Source organism: Sphingomonas sp. (genome assembly GCF_036388215.1).
In the GTDB taxonomy this organism is placed as follows: Bacteria; Pseudomonadota; Alphaproteobacteria; order Sphingomonadales; family Sphingomonadaceae; genus Sphingomonas.
Genome location: NZ_DASVSH010000033.1, coordinates 283,172 through 304,748, shown reverse-complemented (window position 1 = coordinate 304,748; position 21,577 = coordinate 283,172). Strand labels below are relative to the sequence as shown.

At 61.8% G+C, this 21,577-nt stretch carries 20 protein-coding genes; 14 read left to right on the top strand and 6 right to left on the bottom strand.

Annotated elements, in window-relative coordinates; translation table 11 throughout:
• Nucleotides 1–78: 78 nt before the first annotated feature.
• A complete protein-coding gene (locus VF617_RS15670) occupies nt 79–1,425 on the top strand; it encodes a nucleotide sugar dehydrogenase (protein WP_331015841.1) in 1,347 nt (448 codons plus the stop codon).
• A 161-nt stretch (nt 1,426–1,586) separates the two neighbouring features.
• Here the strand turns inward: VF617_RS15670 and VF617_RS15665 are convergent, their stop codons facing one another.
• The 4 genes from VF617_RS15665 to VF617_RS15650 all read right to left on the bottom strand — a co-directional run bounded on the left by VF617_RS15665 (nt 1,587) and on the right by VF617_RS15650 (nt 6,991).
• The gene (locus VF617_RS15665; RefSeq protein WP_331015840.1) at nt 1,587–1,967 is read right to left on the bottom strand and encodes a hypothetical protein; all 381 of its coding nucleotides are present in this window, start codon (nt 1,965–1,967) and stop codon (nt 1,587–1,589) included.
• A 14-nt stretch (nt 1,968–1,981) separates the two neighbouring features.
• Nucleotides 1,982–3,376, bottom strand: a complete 1,395-nt coding sequence (locus VF617_RS15660) for an ATP-binding protein (protein WP_331015839.1) — start codon at nt 3,374–3,376, stop codon at nt 1,982–1,984.
• Nucleotides 3,377–3,747: 371 nt separating this feature from the next.
• Nucleotides 3,748–4,614, bottom strand: a complete 867-nt coding sequence (galU, locus tag VF617_RS15655; protein ID WP_331015838.1) for a UTP--glucose-1-phosphate uridylyltransferase GalU — start codon at nt 4,612–4,614, stop codon at nt 3,748–3,750.
• A gap of 82 nt (nt 4,615–4,696) precedes the next feature.
• The gene (locus tag VF617_RS15650) at nt 4,697–6,991 is read right to left on the bottom strand and encodes a S8 family peptidase (protein ID WP_331015837.1); all 2,295 of its coding nucleotides are present in this window, start codon (nt 6,989–6,991) and stop codon (nt 4,697–4,699) included.
• Nucleotides 6,992–7,269: 278 nt separating this feature from the next.
• Here VF617_RS15650 and VF617_RS15645 point away from each other — a divergent pair, with 278 nt between their 5' ends.
• Nucleotides 7,270–7,554 (top strand): hypothetical protein, encoded by a 285-nt coding sequence (locus VF617_RS15645; RefSeq protein WP_331015836.1) that lies wholly within the window; start codon nt 7,270–7,272, stop codon nt 7,552–7,554.
• A 12-nt stretch (nt 7,555–7,566) separates the two neighbouring features.
• Here the strand turns inward: VF617_RS15645 and VF617_RS15640 are convergent, their stop codons facing one another.
• Entirely contained in the window at nt 7,567–7,935 is a 369-nt protein-coding gene (locus tag VF617_RS15640; protein WP_331015835.1) for an I78 family peptidase inhibitor, read from the bottom strand.
• Between the two features lie 169 nt (nt 7,936–8,104).
• On the opposite strand from VF617_RS15640, the gene VF617_RS15635 reads away from it, so the two are divergent.
• The 3 genes from VF617_RS15635 (at nt 8,105) to wecC (ending at nt 11,269) form a co-directional block, all read left to right on the top strand.
• Nucleotides 8,105–8,611, top strand: coding sequence for a CbrC family protein (locus VF617_RS15635; protein WP_331015834.1), 507 nt, complete (start codon nt 8,105–8,107; stop codon nt 8,609–8,611).
• Between the two features lie 68 nt (nt 8,612–8,679).
• Nucleotides 8,680–9,810: a non-hydrolyzing UDP-N-acetylglucosamine 2-epimerase gene (wecB, locus tag VF617_RS15630; RefSeq protein ID WP_331015833.1), complete on the top strand. Its 1,131-nt coding sequence runs from the start codon at nt 8,680–8,682 to the stop codon at nt 9,808–9,810.
• 163 nt (nt 9,811–9,973) lie between these two features.
• Nucleotides 9,974–11,269, top strand: coding sequence for a UDP-N-acetyl-D-mannosamine dehydrogenase (wecC, locus tag VF617_RS15625; RefSeq protein WP_331015832.1), 1,296 nt, complete (start codon nt 9,974–9,976; stop codon nt 11,267–11,269).
• 45 nt (nt 11,270–11,314) lie between these two features.
• Here wecC and VF617_RS15620 read toward each other — a convergent pair whose 3' ends face one another.
• Nucleotides 11,315–12,310, bottom strand: coding sequence for a M48 family metallopeptidase (locus VF617_RS15620; RefSeq protein ID WP_331015831.1), 996 nt, complete (start codon nt 12,308–12,310; stop codon nt 11,315–11,317).
• Nucleotides 12,311–12,492: 182 nt separating this feature from the next.
• On the opposite strand from VF617_RS15620, the gene VF617_RS15615 reads away from it, so the two are divergent.
• The 9 genes from VF617_RS15615 (at nt 12,493) to VF617_RS15575 (ending at nt 21,569) form a co-directional block, all read left to right on the top strand.
• Entirely contained in the window at nt 12,493–13,272 is a 780-nt protein-coding gene (locus VF617_RS15615; RefSeq protein WP_414714074.1) for a metallophosphoesterase family protein, read from the top strand.
• 291 nt (nt 13,273–13,563) lie between these two features.
• Nucleotides 13,564–13,833 (top strand): hypothetical protein, encoded by a 270-nt coding sequence (locus VF617_RS15610; RefSeq protein ID WP_331015829.1) that lies wholly within the window; start codon nt 13,564–13,566, stop codon nt 13,831–13,833.
• 334 nt (nt 13,834–14,167) lie between these two features.
• Nucleotides 14,168–14,428 carry a hypothetical protein gene (locus VF617_RS15605; RefSeq protein ID WP_331015828.1) on the top strand — a complete coding sequence of 87 codons (261 nt, stop codon included), beginning with the start codon at nt 14,168–14,170 and terminating at the stop codon, nt 14,426–14,428.
• A gap of 819 nt (nt 14,429–15,247) precedes the next feature.
• Nucleotides 15,248–16,252, top strand: a complete 1,005-nt coding sequence (locus tag VF617_RS15600) for an NAD(P)-dependent oxidoreductase (protein ID WP_331015827.1) — start codon at nt 15,248–15,250, stop codon at nt 16,250–16,252.
• Nucleotides 16,253–16,276: 24 nt separating this feature from the next.
• On the top strand, nt 16,277–17,416 hold the full coding sequence (locus tag VF617_RS15595) for a glycosyltransferase family 4 protein (protein ID WP_331015826.1): 1,140 nt from the start codon (nt 16,277–16,279) through the stop codon (nt 17,414–17,416).
• Between the two features lie 44 nt (nt 17,417–17,460).
• Nucleotides 17,461–18,552, top strand: a complete 1,092-nt coding sequence (locus VF617_RS15590; RefSeq protein ID WP_331015825.1) for a Gfo/Idh/MocA family oxidoreductase — start codon at nt 17,461–17,463, stop codon at nt 18,550–18,552.
• 25 nt (nt 18,553–18,577) lie between these two features.
• Nucleotides 18,578–19,462: a hypothetical protein gene (locus VF617_RS15585; RefSeq protein ID WP_331015824.1), complete on the top strand. Its 885-nt coding sequence runs from the start codon at nt 18,578–18,580 to the stop codon at nt 19,460–19,462.
• Entirely contained in the window at nt 19,463–20,698 is a 1,236-nt protein-coding gene (locus tag VF617_RS15580; protein WP_331015823.1) for a glycosyltransferase, read from the top strand.
• The gene (locus VF617_RS15575; RefSeq protein WP_331015822.1) at nt 20,673–21,569 is read left to right on the top strand and encodes an NAD-dependent epimerase/dehydratase family protein; all 897 of its coding nucleotides are present in this window, start codon (nt 20,673–20,675) and stop codon (nt 21,567–21,569) included. The genes VF617_RS15580 and VF617_RS15575 overlap by 26 nt, the downstream gene beginning before the upstream one ends.
• The last annotated feature ends 8 nt before the right edge of the window (nt 21,570–21,577 follow it).

Genomic DNA, 21,577 nt, shown 5'->3' with positions numbered 1-21,577 from the left:
CGCATGGTTTTCGCCGCGTTAGCAGGATTGAAACGGGTCCTGCGCGATGAAGGCCTCCGGATTTAAGCGGGGATCGCTATGAGTATCGAATGGCCGGCGCACGGCCTGAAGCTTCAGGCGCGGATCGAATCGGGCGCCGCGACCATCGGCGTCGTCGGCATGGGCTATGTCGGGCTTCCGCTCGCGGTGGCGTTCGGCGAGGCTGGATGCCCCGTCCTCGCCTTCGATATCGACCGGGGCAAGATCGACGCGCTGGAGGCGGGCCGCACCTATATCGACCATGTCGAGAGCAGCCGCATCGCCGCATTGGTGAACGATGCCACGCTGCGCGCCACCGCCGATCTCGGTCGGCTGGGCGAAGCCGATGTGGTGGTGATCTGCGTGCCCACGCCGCTTTCCCGGCATCTGGAGCCCGATCTGGCCTATGTGGTGGAGACTACGCGCGCGATCGCGCGCAGCCTGCGCCGCGGGCAATTGGTGATCCTGGAATCCACTACATATCCCGGCACGACGCGCGAAGTGATGCAGCCGATCCTGGAGGCTGGGGGCCTGCGCGCGGGGCGTGACTTTTACCTCGCTTATTCGCCGGAGCGCGAAGACCCGGGCAATGTGACCTATTCGACCGCCAAGATACCCAAGGTAGTGGGCGCGGACGATCCGCTCTCTGCGGATCTCGCGCTCGCGCTGTACCGGCACGTCGTTCCCCAGACGATCGCTGTGTCCTCCGCGGCGACCGCCGAGGCAGTCAAGATCACCGAGAACGTGTTCCGCGCGGTCAATATCGCCTTGGTCAACGAACTGAAGCTGATCTTCACTGCGATGGATATCGATATCTGGGAAGTGATCGACGCCGCCAAATCCAAGCCCTTTGGCTTCATGCCCTTTTATCCGGGCCCAGGCCTGGGCGGGCATTGCATCCCGATCGACCCCTTCTATCTCACGTGGAAAGCGCGTGAGTTCAATCAGCACACCCGCTTCATCGAGCTGGCGGGCCAGATCAACGCGGCCATGCCCGAGCATGTAGTCCGCGTGCTTGCCGATACGCTGGATGCGCGCACCGGCCGCGGCCTGCGCGGCGCGCGCGTGCTGGTCATGGGCGCCGCCTACAAGAAAAACGTCGCCGATATCCGCGAGAGCCCGTCCCTCCGCTTGATGGAGATGATCGAAGCCCGCGGCGCGACCGCCGATTTCCACGATCCCCACGTGCCCGAAATCGACAATACCCGCGAGCACCCCACTCTCAATTTCCGCAAAAGCGTTTCCTTCGATCCCTCGGTGATCGCCGAATACGACGCAGTGCTGATCTCAACCGATCACGATTCGGTCGATTATGCGGCGCTCGTCGATGCGGCGTCGCTCGTCATCGACACGCGCAACGCATGCGGCCGGGCGAGCATCGTCAGCGAGAAGGTCGTGCGCGCCTGAGACCGGAGGGAGTGCTAGCGACGGGTGCTTTCAACTCAGTTGTGGAGCAGTCTGAGGCGAATGCCAGAAGCGGACTGACTGCTGACGACTAACTTTCCAACATTTCGCCATAAAAGGCGCGGGATAAATTTCGAGCGCACGCTACCGAGTTCTGAGCGGCTTCAATAGGACTCTACCTTCCCGTTACCGCCCCCCGCTAGCTCCCGGAATACATCTACGATTGGTTGTGGGGTAAACTCGGGGTAGTCTGCGATGACGTTGCTTATTAAGGCGTCGATCAGCCGGTTGCCGCCGGTAACGTAGCTGCCGACTTGCGGTACCTTGACTTTGATCCGCTCCTCGAGTGCGTGGCCCTTCATCCGCTGATACTGACAAGGTGCCGAAATCGTGAAATCGCCGAGATAATGGCGGTGCTCCGGTTCTCCGTCTAACTCGAGCATTTCCATGATTACGTCGGCGAGCGCCTGAAGTTTCGCGGATGAGGCTGAAACCAATTTCGGCAGTGTTAGGGGAAAATTCATCTTTAATTTGGTGTCGCGCATCAGTAATACCGCGATTAAGAGTGGGTCAAGTAGCACATTCTCCTTGGTGTAATGAGTCCCATGGGCGAGAACCTTGATTTTATTCGACGGGTTATGATGCTCATCCCAGTCGAGCATTCCGAATACTGTAGGCACCTCGGCCATCGCCTTGACAATGGGGGCAACCTAGAGTATTGGGTCACGTCGATGCCACTCTCGACGAAGACCTGTCGCTGGCCCGAGAAGTCGATCGAAATTATAGGCAGACCGACGGTGAGTTGATCAATTGCATGCTGCTTAGTGACCTGACGGGGTACGCGGTCGGCCTCGGTCAGTTCAAAAATTGAGCCCTCCGGGGCAATCGCCACCGTCGTCGGGGAATGTGTGGAGAGCACGACCGTTATGCCGAGCTGATCGACGACCACGTTGCTGATAGTCTCGAGCCAACGACGCACGGCCGATGGGTGCAGCGAAGCGTCGAGCTCGTCGATCAAGAGCAGCTTGGGCAGCGTGACGTTGCTGAACTCGTCATTCGCCTTGAAGAGAGAAAGCACAAAGCGGACTAGCACCTGCTCTCCTGTCGACAAAAGTTGAAACTGGATCGGTTCCGCAGTGCCCCGCTTAAGGAGGAACAATTGCACAGGCTGGGTTGGGTCATTGGGGGGAGCGGCCACTTCGAAAGGAAGGCCGAACTCGGCAAGCGCAGCGGAAACTTGCTGCCAAGGTGGCGGCCCAAAGCTAGCCTCGAAATCGGCCCACAGAAGGCCGGTACTGGTGCCGTCGCGCGCATCCTCGGTAAGTTTGAAAGTATTGCGCCACCGCCTATCGCGATAGTTGAGCATTGAACGGATGATGGTCACGCTGAACAAGGGTTCGCCTCCCCCACGAACTGCCTGCTCAAATTCCTGTTTGGTAAGCGCACCTGGTGACTTGCCGAGGCTAGCTGCGTGAGAGTGGATGCGCGTCATCACAACCGGATCGATCTTGGGGGAGATTAACGGCAAATAGTGAATGGGCGAGTGGCGCTCGGCTTCGGTGAGCGACTCCTGAGCTTCAAGATGTGCTGCCACCAGCTTTGCAGGAAGGTTGGGGGGTTCGGGTCGGCCCCACCCCGATACAAGTTGCGCCGCGTCAGTCCCCAATCCGGTCGAGAATTCGTGCATATTATCGGAGTTGGACAGGACAGTTATCTCGGGGGAGGTGGCGCCCCCTGGCATCCCCGGCGTCCCCGGTACCCGCGGGGCAGGGGGATGCAGTTCACTAGGCATTGGGATCGGGGCGACATCATTATGCACGCTCCCTTGCGCAATGGCATCGAGCAGATGGGTTTTGCCCGCACCGTTTATCCCCACCAGCACCGTAAGGCTCGGCAGCTCGATCTCCGCGAAGGGTGCAATGGACCAGTGCTGCTTTATGCCACGAAGCTTCATGAGCGGTCTCTCCTGCGCCCCAGCGTTGCTACGCCGAATGCTGTATTCCCCGAATGGGTGCTTGGCTTAATAGGGCCACGCAGAACAGTACTAGCCGTCGTTTTTGGCGCTCATTGAACAACGCTGCCTTTTCTGGATCAACCGATAAAATGAAAAGTCAGCAGCTAGGGCAGAATGTAACTGATCGCAGCATGCGTTTGCACCGACCGTTCCAACCGAAGCCACTGTTCAACCCCCTTGCAATGTAGGATTTCAGATGCTTGGCTGAGCCGGTCGGTAGTCCCCGACCGCTCTTTGACATCGTGACACCGACAGCTCGTGAAAGGCCGTTCTTGGCCTAACTTTACTAACCTTTCGCGACGCGCCGCGCCTTACCCCTGCGAAGCGATGAACTCGCGAACCGCCGGACCGATATCCTCGCGGCCCAGCGCCACTGCGATGTTCGCCTGGATGAAACCGGCCTTGTCGCCGCAATCGTAGCGGACACCGTCGAAAGTAAGGCCGTGGAAGGGCTGGCTGCCGATCATGCGGGCCATCGCGTCGGTGAGCTGGATCTCGCCGCCCGCGCCCTTGCCCTGCCCTTCCAGCACGCGCATCACTTCGGGCTGGAGGATGTAGCGGCCGATCACCGCCAGGTTCGAGGGCGCGGTGCCGCTCGCGGGCTTTTCGACCAGGCCCTTCACTTCGGTGAGCGCCCCATCGCGCTTGCCCGGCGTGATGATGCCGTATTTGTCGGTGGCGTCCTCGGGCACTTCCATCGCGCAGATCATGTTGCCGCCGGTCTGGTTGTACGCATCGACCATCTGCTTGAGGCAGCCGGGAGCGCCCGCCATGAAATCGTCGGCGAGCAGCACCGCGAAGGGCTCGTCGCCGACGATGTCGCGCGCGCACCAGACGGCATGGCCCAGCCCCATCGGCTCCTGCTGGCGCACATAGGCGACGGCGCCGGGCCTGAGCCGGGTAGCATCGAGCACGTCGAGCGACTTGCCGCGCGCGGCCATCGTCGTCTCCAGCTCATAGGCGATGTCGAAATGGTCCTCGATCGCGGACTTCCCGCGCCCGGTGACGAAGATCATCTGCTCGATCCCGGCTTCGATCGCTTCGTCGACTGCATATTGGATCAGCGGCCGATCGACGACCGGCAGCATTTCCTTGGGCATAGCCTTAGTGACGGGCAGGAAGCGCGTGCCGAGCCCGCCTACGGGGAACACGGCCTTGCGAAGCGGCTTGATCGGCATAACGTCCTTCTGGGTTGCACGCGAGCGAGCCGCTTAGCCGCCGCCGCCGATCCGCGCAAACACGCGCGTAGCTTGGGGCCCATCAGAAGCCAAAATTGACTCGCACCGCCGCGCCCCTGTCGGTGGGCATGGTGGCGAAATTCCCCGGATGGCGGCGGAGGAACAGATTGGTGCTGACGTCACCGCCGAGGAACGACCAGCCATAGGCCAGCTCGAAATCCATTTCCCGCCCGGTCGGCGCAAGGTTGAGGCGAGACACCTTCCAGCTATCCACGCTCCGGCTGTAATAGTCCCAGCCCTGCGGCAGCCTCAGGTCGATCCCTCCCGATGCGACTCGCAGCGGCTGGGCGATCCGAAGCCCGAAGCGGTCGCCGGGCGCGAGCAGCCCCACCTTGCCGAGATCTGCGGAGAAACCGTTGGTGCGAACCGTCCCAGATCCCTCCACCCCACCGCGCAGCCGCGCCATGGTCCAGCCCTGGCGCATCGAGCCCCCCAGGCTCCAGTCACCGCCCATCTCGTAGCGAGCGGCGATATCGACGAACACCGTGTCGGCCCGCGTAGCGCCCAGGGCTCCGGAGAAGCGCGCTCCGAGCAGCGTGTCGGCTTCGTTCAGATGCGTAACCAACAGACCGGCGCGCAGCCCGCCAAAGGCGCGGTCCAGCCCCATCGTGGTGCGGGAATAGCCGAAGCGCTCGGGTCTCCGGCGCAGCGCCTCGAACTGCGTGTCGCGCCGGGTAAGCACGTCTCCAGCCTCCTGCCCCAGCGTCAGCGCCCAGGCCCCGAGCTGGCGGCGGACGGCGAGCGAGCCCTTCACGTCCGCGTCGAATCCCGAGCCGTGCGTGGGATCGCTCGCGACGAGAAACGCCGGCTCCGCACGGCCGGCGAGGCGTGCCGAAAGCGTGTTGACGCCTTCCGACGCCCCGATCGCGAACTGCGCCTTGCTTCCCAGGCGGGCGGCGACCGATCCGGCCAGGACCCGCGCCCTGGTGGCATCGTGGCTGCCGATGCCCAGGCGCTCGATGCGGATCGCATCGCTCGTCGGCACCAGCGACACCGCGACCCTCAAGTCGTTCGCGCCGACCGCAAAGCTGCGCTGGCGCGAGGCCATCAGCTGCGGCAATTGCCGCCCCGCGCCCTGGCGGCGGATCGAGCGCGCGAGATCGGTGGCGAAGGCTCGGTCGAACCCGTCGAGCACCACGACGCCGAGCGAACCTTGCGCCGCGTCGCCCATCGGTGCGGAAAGGGCGGCGTTGAAATTATCCGACGTCGCTGCCCGCGATTCGGGCAACGAAGTGGTGCCCACCGGCTGGAACGCACGCGCGAGATCGAGCACGCCGCGGCCATAGACCGGGTCGATCCCCGCCGCACCGGCGTCGCGCGCCGTGGTGAAGAGCAATTGGACGATCTGCGCGCCGGTCATCGTGGGAAATGCCTGCGCGAGCAGCGCTACAGCGCCCGCGATCTGGGGCGCCGAGAAGGACGTACCCGACCAGAGGAATGGCGTATTGTTCTCGTCCGGGGCGCGCACGCTCTGGCCCACCGCAGTGAGATAGGTGCTGGCGCCCGTCCCCGCGCGATTGCTGAAGCTCGAAATCTGGTCGGCCGTATTCACCGAGCCTGCGATTATCACGAGATTACGCGCGCCGGCGCTTCCGGCCATGCCCGCGGCGAAGGCATCGGGGTTGGCGCCCTCAGGCTTGGTTCCGTCATTGCCCGCCGAGATCACAATGACGATCCCGGCCGCGGTGGCATCGCTGACCGCCTGAAGCAGCCGGGAATTGGGCGCATCGCCTCCGAGCGAGATGTTGACCACGCGCGCGCCACCCTCACGAGCCGCGTCAAGCCCCAGCGCAATCGCGGTGTCCCCAAAGCTGCAGCCGGCATCTTCGTCGCTCGAGCTTTCGGTGGCGCAGCTTCCGGGGCTGTCGGCCCGCGCCACGATCAATTGCGCGTCGAAGGCGACTCCGTGCGTTCCCGCGTCATTGCGCCGGCCGGCGATGGTGAACGCGACCGCGGTGCCATGCCCGCCTTCGTCGTCTATCGAGGCATTGCCAGCAGTGCTGCGCGAGAAGCTGGTGATCCGGCACGTGCCGGTGCCGACCCCGCCCGAACAATCGCCGAATTCGGAGCTCTGCAAGTCGATCCCAGAATCGATCACGCCAACGCGAATGCCCGAGCCCGTGCCCCCGCGATTATAGGCGGTGAGCGCGCTCATCGACACCGCTCCCGCAGTCGCGCGATATTCGGCAGTGTCATAAACCGCGGTGGGCGTGGGTGTCGGGGCGGGCGTCGGGGTCGGCGTTGCAACCGGCGTTGGCGTTGGCGTTGGCGTGGGCGTCGAGGTCGGAGCCGGCGTCGGCGGGGGCGGCGTGTTCACGCCCCCGCCCCCGCCCCCGCTGCTGCAAGCGGCCGCCAGCAGCAGCACAGTAAGGGCCGCGGATCGGTTCAGCTTAGCGCGATATTGGCAGCCCATGTTTCGTCCCCATCCATTCGAAACGTTGCAACTATATTTCGCAGTATTTAACGTAGCTTAACGGAAAGGGCAGACGCTTCGATACTGTCGCTATACGCCCGCTGACGGCGGTGTGCAAAATCCGCCCCGCAGCCAGCAGACATGGACGGGCGGTTTGGCCCAGGTTGAAGGTGGAGACGGAGATGCGCTTGATTGAGCTTCTGCGTAGCGCTTCAGAGTGGAGCGACGAAGACACGACGATCTACGTCGCACCTGAATGGTCAGGCAATGCGGAAGCCATCCTCGTCACGCCCGCGCCGGACACCACCGAGCCGGTGGTCCGGGATGGAAGGCGCTATGATTATTTCCTCGAGACATTTGTCGCTCGCGAGGTCATCGAAGACTATGCGTCCACCGCCGAAGGGGCGCATGCGACGGAGGAAGAGCGGTGCAATCGCCTCATCCGCTACGCGCAGGACGACGCATAGAAGGAGCTGAGCCTAGCCGCAGTCGAGCATGATGATCTGGCCAGAGTCGTTGAGGACCACGTTCATCCGCCGATCGACGATCGGCCCTTCGGCTGCGTCCTCCCCGGTGGGACGAATGCGCCGTATCGCCGTGGCTCCGCTGACCCGCATCAGTTCCGCGTCCAGCTCAGGGTGGTAGGTTTTGCCCAGAAAGGCGGTTGCACGCGTAGACCCGCAAGGCCCGGGCGTGGCGCCGATCACATCGTTGACGTCGGAAGGGGGCGCATCGGCGGGACGCGACACCAGCGCGCTATCCTGGTTCGATCGGTTCTCGCTGACGTTGCCCGCATTGTCGGCACATGCGGCGATGGCGAGGATGGGCAGGAACAGTCGAAAGCTCATGGTATCCCCGGGTCAAGGTCGTTCCATTATGTCGGAACGCCGGTTCGAGGCAACTGCGTCCAGTCATCGGCGGAGTCGGGCGGAGGAACAGCCGCGGCGCTGATCCTCCGATCCCAGGCGTCCCATTGCGTCCATCGTGGGAATGCGGAAGATGCGTCCAGGAGGCCCCATGGACGATCATCAGCCCTATTTCCGGTTCAATCCGCACGCCTATGAGCACGGACACATTTTTGAGCGGTCCGCAGATGTGTGCGACGTCTGCTCGCGCCCCTGCGTGTGGAAATACACCGGCAGTATTTTCGCGAAGCAGAGCCCGAGCGCCTGTGCCCGCTGCATAGCGGACGGCGAACTCGCAAGATTTCTCGATGACGAGCACTTCGCCTTGCAGGACATCGAACTGCACGAAGCCGATCCCGAGCTGGCAGCCGAGCTTCTTCAGCGCACCCCCGGCGTCGCTTGCTTCAACCCCTTCGAATGGCCGGTGCTGGACGGTAAGCCACTGGCATTCTTCGGAAATGGAGAGGATGAGGGGCTGCTTGCGATCCCCGATGTGCGGTCTGCCATCGAAGCGGCCTTCGCCGAGGCGGGCTGGGAGTTCGAGGGACCCACGCCCTATGCACTGATCTTCCAGGAGCTGGAAGGTGAGCGGTTTCGAGTGGCCATCGACCTGGACTAGGCCGGCGAACAGCACCTAACTCGATGCACGGTAACCATCTGGTCAGACAAGGGCGTTAGTCGGTCAGCATGGCAAGGAAGCGCGTCCTGGTGGTGTTCGGAACTCGGCCGGAAGCGATCAAGCTGTTTCCCGTCATCCACGCGCTTGCCGCGGAACCGGGCATCGAGGTCAGGACATGTGTGACCGGGCAGCACCAGGGGTTGCTGGACCAGGTGCTCGCGATCGCGAGCCTCACCCCGGACATCAACCTCAGATTGATGAAACCCGGGCAGTCGTTGGAAGGGCTGACGGCGACGCTATTGACCAGCCTGGGCGAGGTGATCGAATCGGAAAAGCCCGACCGCGTGCTGGTCCAGGGCGACACGGCGACTGCCATGGTCGGCGCCCTCGCTTCCTACTATCGCAAAATTCCGGTCGGTCATGTGGAAGCAGGCCTGCGCTCGGCCGACATCTACCAGCCATGGCCGGAGGAAGTGAACCGGCGCATCGTGGCGCCCATCGCAGACCAGCATTTCGCGCCGACGGAGACTGCTGCGAAGGCGCTGCGAAAGGAGAATATCGACCCGTCCACGATCCATGTCACCGGCAACACGGTCATAGACGCCCTGCTGGCCACCCGGGAGCGAATTGCCGCCGATCCGACGCTTGCCGCGGGACTCGACGGCATAGCCCAGCGCTTTGCGGGCAAGCGGATCGTGCTGGTGACCACGCACCGCCGCGAGAATTTCGGCGGGGGCATGGAGAGTATCGCTCGGGCGCTCGCCCGGATTGCCGACCGCGAAGACGCGGCGATCCTGTTTCCGATGCACCCCAATCCCAATGTCGTGGCAGCGATGGACGAAGTGCTGGGCGAGCGGCCCAATATCGCGCGCATCGATCCGCTCGATTATCCGCACTTCATTCGCGCGCTGGGCATGTGTGAAGTCGTGCTGAGCGATTCCGGAGGCGTACAGGAAGAAGCCCCTGCGTTCGGCAAGCCGGTACTCGTGATGCGTGAGACGACCGAGCGGCCGGAGGGCGTCGAGGCGGGCACGGCGAAGCTGGTCGGCACCGATGAGGCGCGGATCGTCGCCGAAGTATCGACGCTTCTCGACAATCCTGCCGCCTACTCGGCAATGGCGCGCGCGCACCATCCGTTTGGTGACGGACACGCCTCGGCACGCATTGCACGGATCGTCGCCAACAGCTTTGGCTTCTGACCACAAAGATCCTTGATGTGAGAATGCACCCCTGAGACCGCTGGACGTGCGCGCCGTGGGCGGGACGTTTCCGAAATATCAACGCTAGTCGGCCATCATGCCGCCTCTTCGGGAATGGCGCGCGTCCGCACCATGCCCTGGCTGGTTGCGGAGATCGTTGCGCATGGTTTCGGATTCAGAGCTCAAGGTCGCGGTTCTCGGCCTGGGCTATATCGGACTTCCCACGGCCGCGGTGATCGCCCGTACCGGGGCCAGCGTGCTCGGCATCGATGTGCACCGGAGCGTTGTGGACACCGTCAATTCGGGCAAGGTGCATATCGAGGAGATCGATCTCGATGCGCTCGTCTCTGGCGTAGTCGCCCGCGGCAATTTGCGCGCCTCGCTTCAGATCGAGCCTGCGGACGTGTTCGTGATCGCCGTCCCCACGCCTTTTCAGGAAAACCACGCCCCAGACATCGGCTATGTGCTCAATGCCGCCACCAACGTCGCGATCGTGCTCAAGGCTGGCGACGTGGTGATCCTCGAATCGACTTCGCCCGTGGGCACCACGGAGAAGGTCGCTCAATTGCTGTCGCAGTTGCGGCCGGATCTGAAGATCCCGGGTCAATGCACTGGCAGCGCCGACGTTGCGATCGCCTATTGCCCCGAACGCGTGTTGCCGGGGCGCATCCTGGTCGAGCTTATCGACAACGACCGCGTCATCGGCGGGATGACGCCGCGCTGCGCGCGCAAGGCGCTGCAATTCTATCGCCGCTTCGTGCGCGGCGCCTGCGTCACCACTACCGCCAAGGCGGCGGAAATGACCAAGCTCAGCGAAAATGCATTCCGCGACGTCAACATAGCCTTCGCCAACGAACTGAGCATCGTCGCCGAGAAAATGGGCGTGGACGTTTGGGAAGTCATTCGCCTCGCCAACCGCCATCCGCGCGTGAATATCCTGTCGCCCGGCCCTGGCGTGGGCGGGCATTGCATTGCGGTGGATCCCTGGTTCCTCATCAGCGCCGCGCCCGAATCGACGCCGCTGATCCGCACAGCGCGCGAAGTGAATGACGGCAAGGTCGAGCACGTGATCGCCCGAGCAACGGCGATGATCGAAGCTGACCGGCACGCCCGGGTTGCGTGCCTGGGCCTGGCTTTCAAGGCCAATATCGACGATTTTCGCGAGAGCCCGGCACTCAAGGTCGCCGCGGCGCTGGCCGCGCGCTTCGGTGCGCGCATTGCGATTGTCGAGCCCTATGCAAATGAATTGCCGAAGGCGTTCGACGGCACTGGCGCGACGCTTACCGATGTCGATACCGCGCTCGAGAGCTGCGGCATTCTGATTCCGCTGGTCGATCACGACGTGTTCAAGTCCATTCCGCTCGACGAGCGCTCCGACAAGCAGGTCTACGACACACGAGGCATCTGGCCAGATCAGCCGCGGGCAATGCCCAGCGCCCCGCTCAGGATCGCCGTCTGATCGTTGAAATTCGCGGCGGGCCCTGCCGCCGTGATCGCGGCAGGCTTAACGGTGGCGAATGAGCAGCGCTTGCCAATTGCCGTCGAGCGGGCGGTCGCGCTCGGCAAGGATTGCGGGAATCATCGGTCGCGCGGAGATCGTCTCGGCCTTTGCGATCTCGGCCTCGAGCGTCGCGACCCTGTCGCGCCAGGCCGGGTGCGAGCGGCTGCGCAGGATGCCGCCGGCCTTGCTGGGCCCGAACCTGCGCCAGAAATCGGTGGATGCGTGAAGCGGATAGCCGGCGTTCCCGAGCAAATAGACCGAGAGCAGATCGGCCTGAAGCTCAGTCTGGCGGAAGTATTTCACGTTGGCGCCGAACCCTGAAAGCATCCCGAAGCTCGCGCCCCGCGCCTCAAGCCGAACACGGTGACGCAAAACATTGTGCGCCAGCTCGTGCGCCATCACTCCGGCGATCTGATCCTCGGTATATTCTTCGATCAAGCGCGAACTGATCTGCACCATAGACCCATCGGCAGAGGCACCCCAATCGCGAGCAATCCGCATCTCGAACCGCGATTTACAGACCGGCACGGGTTGGAGAGTTACGCGAATGGTCTGACCCGCCCGCAACGCTACGACTTGGACGGGCTCGTTGGGGGACAAGGCCGCGATCGCCATTTGCGCGGCGACCATTCGTTCGGTGGAATCCGGCCTGCCCGCTACATCCGCGATCATCACCGTCCCGACCTGCACGAGCGAATCATCGGGCTTGAGCTGAGCGCGTTCGGCGGGAGAGCCGGCTATCACTGCTTCTATGGCGACCCGCGTTTCAAAGCCGAAATGCGCCCGCGCGGCCGCTCGCTGTGCCGGGTCGAACTGATCCAGAGTATGAAGCTGGAACCCAAATCCGGCTTCGATCTGATCGCATAAGGGGGCGTTGGCCGAGGCCAGTCGCCAGCCGATGCTCGCCACCTTCAGATCCGCCTGACGAATGGCTTCGAATAACGCGATGTCGCCCGATTGCTCCTGCGCCGCCGCGCCGGCCATCCCGGGGGTTAGCAATATCGCCGCTGCAACTGAACGAACGAAGCCGCGCCACCGGGACGGTGCGGACCTCTTGAAGGCTGGTGACATCAGCCCGATATCCGCTCGTTCAAGCTTGAGCACAATGGAAAACCGCTAGGTTTCGTTTTGCTCTGAGCGGATATGAAGCCTTGGATGTGGCGCTAACCGAATCGACGACAATGTTTTCAAAGCTTTTTTCTCGCCGCGTCCCCGATGAAAAACCCGTCCAGGCGCAATTGTCTCCCGGGGAGCGGGTTTATGCGATCGGCGACATCCATGGGCGTCATGACCTGCTGGTGCAATTGCTGGCGCGCATCGAAGCCGATGACGTTTTGCGCGGCGGCGATGCTGGCACGCTTATCTTCCTGGGCGACCTGGTCGATCGCGGCCCTGAATCGGCTCAGGTCGTCGAGACGCTCATGCACCTCTCGAAACGCCGGCCGGAGGGCAAGACGCGTTTCCTTCTGGGAAACCATGAGGAAGTCTTTCTCGCCGTGCTTGCGGGCGATTCGAAAGTGCTCAAATTCTTCGATCGAATCGGCGGCGGCGACACGATTCTGAGCTACGGGGTGTCAAAGGCCGCGTACAAGGCGGCAAGTTATGAAGAACTATTGACCCTGGTTCTCGATGCCGTTCCGGAAGATCATGTCGAATTTCTACAATCGTTCGAAGACATGATCGTCGTCGGTGACTATGTGTTCGTCCACGCGGGGGTGCGCCCGGGCCAGCCCCTGAATCTCCAGCGATCAAACGACCTGCGCTGGATTCGAGCTGATTTTCTCGGCCACCGCGGACGCTTCGAGAAGATCGTGGTGCACGGGCACACGATTTCGGACGAAGTCGAAGTCATGAGCAATCGAATCGGATTGGACACAGGCGCTTTTCAGAGCGGGAGGCTCACCGCGATGGGTTTCGAAGGCTCCAGTCGCTGGGTGTTGCAGACCGGCGTTTCCAGGTAGCGGGGGCCTGACCAGGCCGAACTGTCCCTTTGCGGCACAGTTACTAGCGTCATTTCGGGATGCCGTCGATTCGCCGGGGAGTTCCTATTCTCTCCGCAACCAGGTTAAATGCTGCGTTGGCACCGTAATATGCTCGAATGGGGCCGAGAGCGTTGCATTGACGCAACAGAATTGTGCGATGCGGAAAATATTTCGTTTCAATGTCTTTTTGGATGAAATTACCCTTGCCCTGCATAACGAAGATGGTATCTCGACCCCGCAGCAATAAAGCCCATCACAAGGAGCTACGGAATGCGTAATTACACGAAATTGGCTATCGGCGCGGTAGCGACCGCGGGCCTCCTGATCGGCCCGATGGCTGTAGCCGGGACCCGCGCTGCGGCGAACGTGCCTGCTGTCAGCGCTGCCAAGACTGCCCTTACCGGCACGCGCTTTTCTTCGCGCTCCACCAAGGTAAATGGCCAGGGCGCTGAGGGCATCCCCGTGATCGCCATCGTCGGTGGCGTTGCGGCCGCCGCTCTGTTGATCGTGGTCGTCACCGACGGCGACAGCGACGGCTGAACCAGCTAATTGATTAGAACGGCGCTCGTTGCAAAACGGGCGCCTTTTTTTGTAAGCCGTTCGTTGCCACGTTATTAAGTTATTTTGATTCCCCGTTATATGGCTCCGGATGGACCTTTCGCACGGGCCAGGGCGTTTATGGGGAGCGCGGTTACAGGAGCAAACATCCGGCGGTTGCTCTTTGTCGGCCGTCGCGGTCGTTTCCATCTCATGGATTTTGATTTCGGCGATCAGGATCCGGTGTCTGTGAAAATTTCCGCAAATCTCCTTGCCCTGGAGAACAAAGGTGAGTACCGCCGGTCTGCAATTATCCAATAACGAGGGAGTTTCATAAATGCGTGCTTTTACAAAGATTGCGATCAGCGCCGTGGCCACCGCCACCCTGCTGACCGGCCCGGTGGCACTGGCTGAGGGAACGCGCGCTGCGGCGACGACTCCTACCGCCAAGGCTGCGCAAACGTCGCTTACGGGCACACGTTTCTCGTCGCGCTCGACCAAGAGCAGTGAAGCCGCTCCTGCCGTTATCATCGGTATTATCGCCACTGCCGCGATCATCGGTGGCGCAGTTATCCTGTCCAACGACAGCGACGGCTAAGCTCTAAACCTCAAAAAAACGGCGCTCGTTGCGAAACGGGCGCCGTTTTTTTGTGTGCTTTTGAGAGGATCTCGCGGGCGAATCGACCGGACAGCTGGGCGAATTGACTTGGGTCTCCCCCTCTTGGTTTGATGTGCGATGATTAGCCTGTTGGCAGCCGACATGGGAATTCAGCTGTATCCCGAGCCGACGTGATTGCCCCGGCGCAGCCAATTGAGCAGACAAGGCCCGATACCCAGGCGAATCGCACCCGCGGGCCTTGGAGCAGCGCGTATCCATCATCGACGTGAGCTGGGCATTCCAAGGACTGGAAATTATCAGTCATCCGCGCGTTGAAGACGAATTCGAACAAGGTATTGCACATCGAAACTCGTTTCGTCATCGCCTACGGGCTAATTCTGGCGATCATATTCTTCGCAGTCGTGCTGGCTCTGTACCTTCGCCACAATAGCTGGAGGAAAAAGGCATCCAGGGGAGCGCGCCGTGACCAAGCGCAATATGACGCGCGGACAGTTGAGGAGCCGCCCGCCCCCTGAGCTGTGCCAGCCGGTTCCGGATCGGTGCCGGCCTGTGGTGCATCGGCTGAGTGTCGTGGCACTCATCGCCAGCTGCCCGCCTGGGGCTATTCATGTAAGATAAAGTCACCGGCATTCTAAGATACATGCGCGGCAATATAGTCCTGCTGCCCCCATGCTGCGCGCGGCCCCCTTGTCCCCTGCGGGATCTCAACCGATTCGAGCGCATAGTGCGGGTGTCCGCATGCGTGCCACGGCCACTGCGAGAATGGCTTGCAACACATTATAGCCGTGCCTAATAGCCATGCTGCGCTGCGGCGATTTCCGCTATCAGCATTATTCGATCGGGTGGCATTGCCCGGTCCGCCGATATCCGCCGGGGGCGGCTATCGATCTGAAAAAGGACGCGGGGATGAGGGTTTATGTGGCCGGCTGCGGCGGGATGTTGGGTGAGGCGATCCACAAGGTATTCTCGGCCAAGCACGAAGTTAGATGCTCCGACATCGACATCAACGAGGACTGGCTCGAGTACCTCGATTTCCGCGATTTCGATGCGTACAAGGCGGCCGTCGATGCGTTCAAGCCAGAGCTGCTGATCCATCTCGGCGCGCATACCAGCCTGGAATATTGCGAAGAGAACCCCGACGACGCTTATCGCACCAACACGCTGGCGGTGGAGAACGCCACGACGCTGGCCAACGCGCACGGCATCCCGATGGTCTACATTTCGACGGCCGGCATCTTCGACGGCGAGCAACTGACCTATGACGACTGGGACCAGCCCAATCCGCTGGGCGTCTATGCGCGTTCCAAATATATGGGCGAGCACATCGTGGAGAAGCGCATCGCCAAACACTACATCTTCCGCGCAGGCTGGATGATGGGCGGCGGTCCGAAGAAGGACAAGAAGTTCATCTCGAAGATGATCAAGCAGATCAAGGCCGGCTCGACCGAGCTCAAGGTGGTCGATGACAAGCTCGGTACCCCGACCTACACCATCGATTTCGCCACCACGATGGAAGCCATGGTCAACACCGAATATTACGGCCTCTACAACATGGTGTGCGGCGGCGAGACCGGCCGCTTCGAAGTATGCGAGGAAATGGTCCGGCTGCTAGGCCTTGAGGACAAGGTCAAGGTTACCGCGGTATCGTCCGACCATTTCGCGGCGGAGTATTTCGCGAAGCGCCCACCCTCTGAACGCCTGGTCAACTATAAGCTCGATCTGCGCGGCATGAACAAGATGCGGGACTGGAAGGTCTCGCTGGAAGAGTATCTGCGCGACTATTATAAAGGCTATCTGGACTGATCCGGATAAACGGAGAGGCCAGCCATGACCGATCAGGTCGCCACCAAGCAGCCCAGCCTGCGGATCGCCTCTTTCGGCTTCCGCAGCTTTCCTCCGCGCGCCGGTAGCGCAGGCGCGGACAAGTTCGCGCTGGAGCTGCTGACGCGGCTCGCGGCCCGCGGCCACAAGGTCGTTGGGTACAATCGCGCCTATCCGGGCGAAGAGGTGCCGCCGACACACGAGTATCGCGGGGTGGAGGTCCACACCCTCAAAACCTTCCGGAAATCCGGCGCGGAAGCCTTTTGGCACTCGGCCAAGGTGACCTGGGATATCATCCGCCACAACCGGGCGGACGTGGTCCATATGCAGAATGGCGGCAACAGCCTTTTCGGCGCGATTCTGCGCCTGTTCGGAAAGAAGTCATTCCTGACCGAAGACGGTAAGGAATGGGAACGCAGCAAATGGTCCGGCCTCGCAAAGCTCTACATGACGACGATGACCACGCTTACCGCGCGTGTTCATAACGAGGTGCTGTTTGACAATGTATTCGTCCGGAAGGAATTCGAGGACCGATACAATAAGAAATACGCCTTCGTTCCGTATGGGGCGGATGTCGCCTACGATCCGGCCTCTGAGACCATTTTGGAGGAGCTGGGCCTGAAGAAGGGCGAGTATTTCCTGTTCGTGGGCCGCTTTATCCCGGACAAGGGGCTCCATTATCTGGTGCCCGCGTTCGAGCGGCTCAAGACGGACAAGAAGCTGGTCCTGATCGGCGGCAGCCCCGTTCCCACGGAATATGAGCAGCAGATCAAGTCGACCACCGATCCGCGCATTATGATGCCCGGCTATGTCTATGGCGGTGGCACCCATGCATTGATGCGGAACTGCTTCGCCTATGTGCAGGCGTCCGACCTCGAAGGGTTATCCCCGGTGATTCTCGAAAGCGCTTTCTTGGGCGCCCCGATCATCTGTTCGGATATCGAAATGAACCGCTACGTCCTCGAAGAGCACGGCATTTATTTCAAGCAGAGCGACACCGGGGACCTGTTGGCCCAGATGGAACATGCTATCGCCGATCCCGCATGGCTTCGCGAACATGGCGCCGCCCAGCAAGCCCATGTCCGCGACACCTATTCGTGGGACCGTGTGGTCGATACGCACGTCGAGATCTTCCGCCAGTCCTGATTCCTGCCGCACCCGCGCGCCGACGTTCATAAAGAGGTAGTTCGATGATCCGTGTAGCAGTTGTCGGCCTGGGCAAGATGGGAATTTCCCACCTGGGCCTGGTCAATCCGCATCCTGACGCGACGGTTGCCGCAGTATGCGATCCGGCGGCGTACGTCCTGGACGTGCTGTCCAAATATACCGGCCTGACGACTTATACCGACTATACCAAGATGTTGGCCGAGGCGGAGCTGGACGCGGTGATCATCGCGACCCCTTCCCGCTTCCACTATGACATGGTCAAGGCAGCGCTCGACAAGGGCCTGCATGTGTTCTGCGAAAAGCCGTTCACGCTCGACCCCGGCCAGGCCAAGGAACTGTCCGAACTGGCGGCGTCCAAGGGGCTGGTGAACCAGGTCGGCTATCACTATCGCTTTGTCGGCGCGTTCCAGGAAGTGAAGCGCCTGATCGATGCCGGCGTGCTCGGCGATATCAGCCACGTTATGGCCGAGGCCTATGGCCCGGTCGTGCTCAAGCCCAAGGGTTCTACCTGGCGCACGCAGCGCAGCGAAGGCGGCGGTTGCCTGTACGATTACGCAGCGCACCCGCTGAACCTGCTCAACTGGTATTTCGGCATGCCGGTCGGCGTGGGCGGAAGCGTGCTCGGCAAGATCTTCTCGCGCGATACCGACGACGAGGTTTACGGTACCCTGTATTTCGGCGACGGAAAGACCGCGCAGATCTCGGTCAACTGGAGCGACGAATCGTACCGCAAGATGTCGACCAAGATCACGATCTGGGGCACCAACGGCCGAATCTATGCCGATCGCCAGGAAGTTCAGGTATTCCTGCGCAAGGGCGCCAAGACGATCCCCGGCTATGAGGAAGGCTGGAACGTCCGCTACACCACCGAGCTGACCGAGGAAGTGCCCTTCTATATCCGCGGCGAGGAATATTCGGCGCAGATGGACTATTTCGTCGAGTGCATCCGCGACAGGAAGACCGATAACGTCAATGGCTTCGAATCGGCGGCGCAGACCGACAGCGTCATCTCGATGATCATCGCCGATGCCGAACGCGGCCCGGTCGATGTGGGGCCGATCGCCCAGCGCCTGCCGCCCGCGCCGAAGAAGCGCTTCTCGCTCTTCCCCCGCTGACACTGCCGAAACCTGAGGATTCGAAATGGACAAGCTGCTTTTCGGCGACAACCAATTCTTTGGCGTGAACCACATGTCCGAAGAAAAGGCGCGCGCGCAGTCGATGCGCTTTCAGGATATCGGCGCCGTGATCGATGTGCTGGACGCCGCCTATGACGAGGGCGTTCGTTCCTTCATGTGCACAACCCACGATCGCATCGCGCTGGTGGCGGAGCACATGCGCGCCAATCCCACGCGATATGCCGATTTCAGCTTCCTGCCCTGCATGCCCTACGCACACAAATATGCAAACGCGGTCACCGAGGACGGCATGCTGGGGGCGCTCAAGAGGTTCATGCCCGAGGACGGCCTGATCAACGCGGCGATGCGCGGCGGCATGTCGATCGCCCGCAAGGATGTGGAAGGCATCGGCACGTTGCTGATCGATGCCGAGATGGCGATGTTCCGCGGGCTCAATACGCCGGTGATCTTCGTCCAGAATGTAGTCGTCGATCTGCTTTTGGGCCTGGGCTTCAAGGAAGCATTCCGCATTTTCGCCGACCATATCAAGAACCGCTATGGCGCCGAGCCCGGCTTCATTACGATGAACATGCCGATGCTGGTCGATGTGCTGGAGGAAGTGGGAATCAAGAATCCGATCGTCTGCTCCAACATCAACAAGATCGGGTTTCGCATGTGCGGAGGCCTGGAAGCCTATGAGCGCACGCTGCGCGAGAAGGAGTTCCGCGCGATCGCGATGTCGGTCTACGCATCGGGCGCCCTCCCCGCTCGCGAGGCGATCGAATGGGTCTGCAACCAGCCCAATATCGAGGCGATCGTGTTCGGCGCTTCGAGCCGCGGCAATATCCGCAACACCCGCGAGCTGGTGGAGCAATATTGGCGCGGCGCGCAGCCCGTCGGCGCCGCCTGAGTGCGCGTAGCCCTCGCCCATAGACTGTTCAACGTGACCGGCGGCGCGGAGGTCTTCTTCTGGGAGACCGACCGTATCCTGCGCGAAGCCGGGCACGAGACCTTGATGATCGCGACGGGCACGCCGGCCAAGATGGAAGGCGCGGAGAAGCTGATTCTAAAGGCGCCGGACTATGACAGCCCCAGCACGGTCCGGAAAATCCTGGATCTCCCGGCTTCGATCTACGACCCGGCCAAGCGCAAGATCATCCGCCGGGCGTTCGAGCAGTTCAAGCCAGATGTCCTCCAGATATTCTCGCTGAACGTGCATCTGAGCCCCGCGCTGGTGTTCGCTGCCGTGGATCTGGATATTCCCATTGTCGGCAGCTTCAACGACTATCGCCACATCTGCCCGAACTATAAATTATTCCATCACGACCGCATCTGCTTCGATTGCAAGCCGCGCCGCTTCTTCAATGCGGTGAAGAACAATTGCTGCAAGGAATCGATGGCGATCTCGATGGCCAGCATGGCGGAAGCCTATGTGCACAAGTGGATGCGCGTATATGAGCGATTCGACCATTTCACCTTTTCCAGCCAGTTCATGGCGCGCACCACGCAGGAATTTTGGCCGCATCGCGAGATCAGTTGGTCCACGTTCCGCAACCCGTTCAATTCCTCGATCTACCGGGCTGAGGACGTCTATGAACCCTATGGCCTCTATTTCGGCCGGGTCATCGAGGAGAAGGGAGTGGATCGGCTGATCAAGGCGGCCGCCCTGATCGATGGCTTCCCGGTCAAGATAATCGGGGACGGCCCGCAGCTGAAGGAGCTGCAGGAATATGTCGCCCGCGAGGGCATCACCAATGTCGAATTCCTGGGCGCTATGTGGGGCGAGGAGCTGGACCTGATTCTCAGCCGCGCGCGCTTCGTCGTGGTCCCTTCCATATGGCATGAGAATTTCCCCTACGTCATCAATCAGTCCTTCGCCTTTGGGCGCCCGGTGATTGGATCGCATCGGGGCGGGATCACCGAACTCGTGTCGGACGGCGAGCGGGGCCTGGTCGTGGAGCCGGACGATATCGACTCGATCGCGGCGGCAATGCGGCGCCTCGCGACCGACGAGGGTGAGGCGCGCCGCCTTGGCCGCGCCGCCAAGATATGGTCCGACGCGCAGTTCAGCGATGAAACCGCCCATGTAAACCTGATGTCCGCCTATAGAACGACGATAGATGCGCATTCTACTAATAGGCGGTAGCGGCTTTATCGGGAGCCGGTTCGCGAGCGCGGCCGCGGCTGCGGGCCATGAAGTTACGATAGTCTCGCGGTCACCGCGCCCGCAAGCGACTCCCTATGGCTGGATCGCGGGCGGGATCGACGCCCTGCTGGCGGATCCTAATCTCATCGCCAGGGCGGACATGCTATGCCAGTTCGCATCGACCACTTTCCCTGCGACATCGAGCCTCGATCCGGTTGCCGACGTCACCGAAAACCTGATCCCCAACATCCAATTGCTCGAGGCGATGCGCGGCATGGGCGCCAGCCGTATCCTCTATCTGTCGTCGGGCGGGGCGGTCTATGGGCGCCCCGAACGCAACCCCATTCCTGAGATGCATACGCAGCGCCCGATCAGCTCCTATGGGATCGTGAAAGGCGCCGTCGAACGGTATTTGGGGATGCATGCGGAGCTGCACGGGCTCCAGACCACCATCATACGCCCTGCCAACCCCTATGGCCCAGGGCAGAGCGCCGCACGGCAGCAGGGCGTGATCGCGGCTCTTCTCGCAGCCGCGCGGGATGATCGCGAAGCAGTGATTTACGGCGACGGATCGATCATTCGGGACTTCATCTACCTGGACGATCTGTGCGGCCTGTTGCTGACAGCCCTCGAGAGCGGCGCGACCGGAGTGTTCAACGCGGGGAGCGGCCAGGGAGCCTCGCTCAACGAGGTTATCGACACTGTGGAGAGCGTGACGGGCCGCAAGATTCGGCGAAAGACGCTTCCCGTCCGCGAATTCGATCCGCCGGCCATCGTCCTGGATATCGGTCGCGCGCGGGACCAATTGGGTTGGAGCCCTTCGGTGCCGCTGAAAGAAGGCATCGCCCGCACCTGGGCGACTTTCGCCTAGAACAGGGG

What these genes read in the sequence shown, in the direction of transcription:
- VF617_RS15670 (WP_331015841.1), top strand. Translation starts at nt 79, where the DNA reads ATGAGTATCGAATGGCCGGCGCACGGCCTGAAGCTTCAGGCGCGGATC.
- VF617_RS15665 (WP_331015840.1), bottom strand. Translation starts at nt 1,967, where the DNA reads ATGCGCGACACCAAATTAAAGATGAATTTTCCCCTAACACTGCCGAAA.
- VF617_RS15660 (WP_331015839.1), bottom strand. Translation starts at nt 3,376, where the DNA reads ATGAAGCTTCGTGGCATAAAGCAGCACTGGTCCATTGCACCCTTCGCG.
- galU (WP_331015838.1), bottom strand. Translation starts at nt 4,614, where the DNA reads ATGCCGATCAAGCCGCTTCGCAAGGCCGTGTTCCCCGTAGGCGGGCTC.
- VF617_RS15645 (WP_331015836.1), top strand. Translation starts at nt 7,270, where the DNA reads ATGCGCTTGATTGAGCTTCTGCGTAGCGCTTCAGAGTGGAGCGACGAA.
- VF617_RS15640 (WP_331015835.1), bottom strand. Translation starts at nt 7,935, where the DNA reads ATGAGCTTTCGACTGTTCCTGCCCATCCTCGCCATCGCCGCATGTGCC.
- VF617_RS15635 (WP_331015834.1), top strand. Translation starts at nt 8,105, where the DNA reads ATGGACGATCATCAGCCCTATTTCCGGTTCAATCCGCACGCCTATGAG.
- wecB (WP_331015833.1), top strand. Translation starts at nt 8,680, where the DNA reads ATGGCAAGGAAGCGCGTCCTGGTGGTGTTCGGAACTCGGCCGGAAGCG.
- wecC (WP_331015832.1), top strand. Translation starts at nt 9,974, where the DNA reads ATGGTTTCGGATTCAGAGCTCAAGGTCGCGGTTCTCGGCCTGGGCTAT.
- VF617_RS15615 (WP_414714074.1), top strand. Translation starts at nt 12,493, where the DNA reads ATGTTTTCAAAGCTTTTTTCTCGCCGCGTCCCCGATGAAAAACCCGTC.
- VF617_RS15610 (WP_331015829.1), top strand. Translation starts at nt 13,564, where the DNA reads ATGCGTAATTACACGAAATTGGCTATCGGCGCGGTAGCGACCGCGGGC.
- VF617_RS15605 (WP_331015828.1), top strand. Translation starts at nt 14,168, where the DNA reads ATGCGTGCTTTTACAAAGATTGCGATCAGCGCCGTGGCCACCGCCACC.
- VF617_RS15600 (WP_331015827.1), top strand. Translation starts at nt 15,248, where the DNA reads ATGCTGCGCTGCGGCGATTTCCGCTATCAGCATTATTCGATCGGGTGG.
- VF617_RS15595 (WP_331015826.1), top strand. Translation starts at nt 16,277, where the DNA reads ATGACCGATCAGGTCGCCACCAAGCAGCCCAGCCTGCGGATCGCCTCT.
- VF617_RS15590 (WP_331015825.1), top strand. Translation starts at nt 17,461, where the DNA reads ATGATCCGTGTAGCAGTTGTCGGCCTGGGCAAGATGGGAATTTCCCAC.
- VF617_RS15585 (WP_331015824.1), top strand. Translation starts at nt 18,578, where the DNA reads ATGGACAAGCTGCTTTTCGGCGACAACCAATTCTTTGGCGTGAACCAC.
- VF617_RS15575 (WP_331015822.1), top strand. Translation starts at nt 20,673, where the DNA reads ATGCGCATTCTACTAATAGGCGGTAGCGGCTTTATCGGGAGCCGGTTC.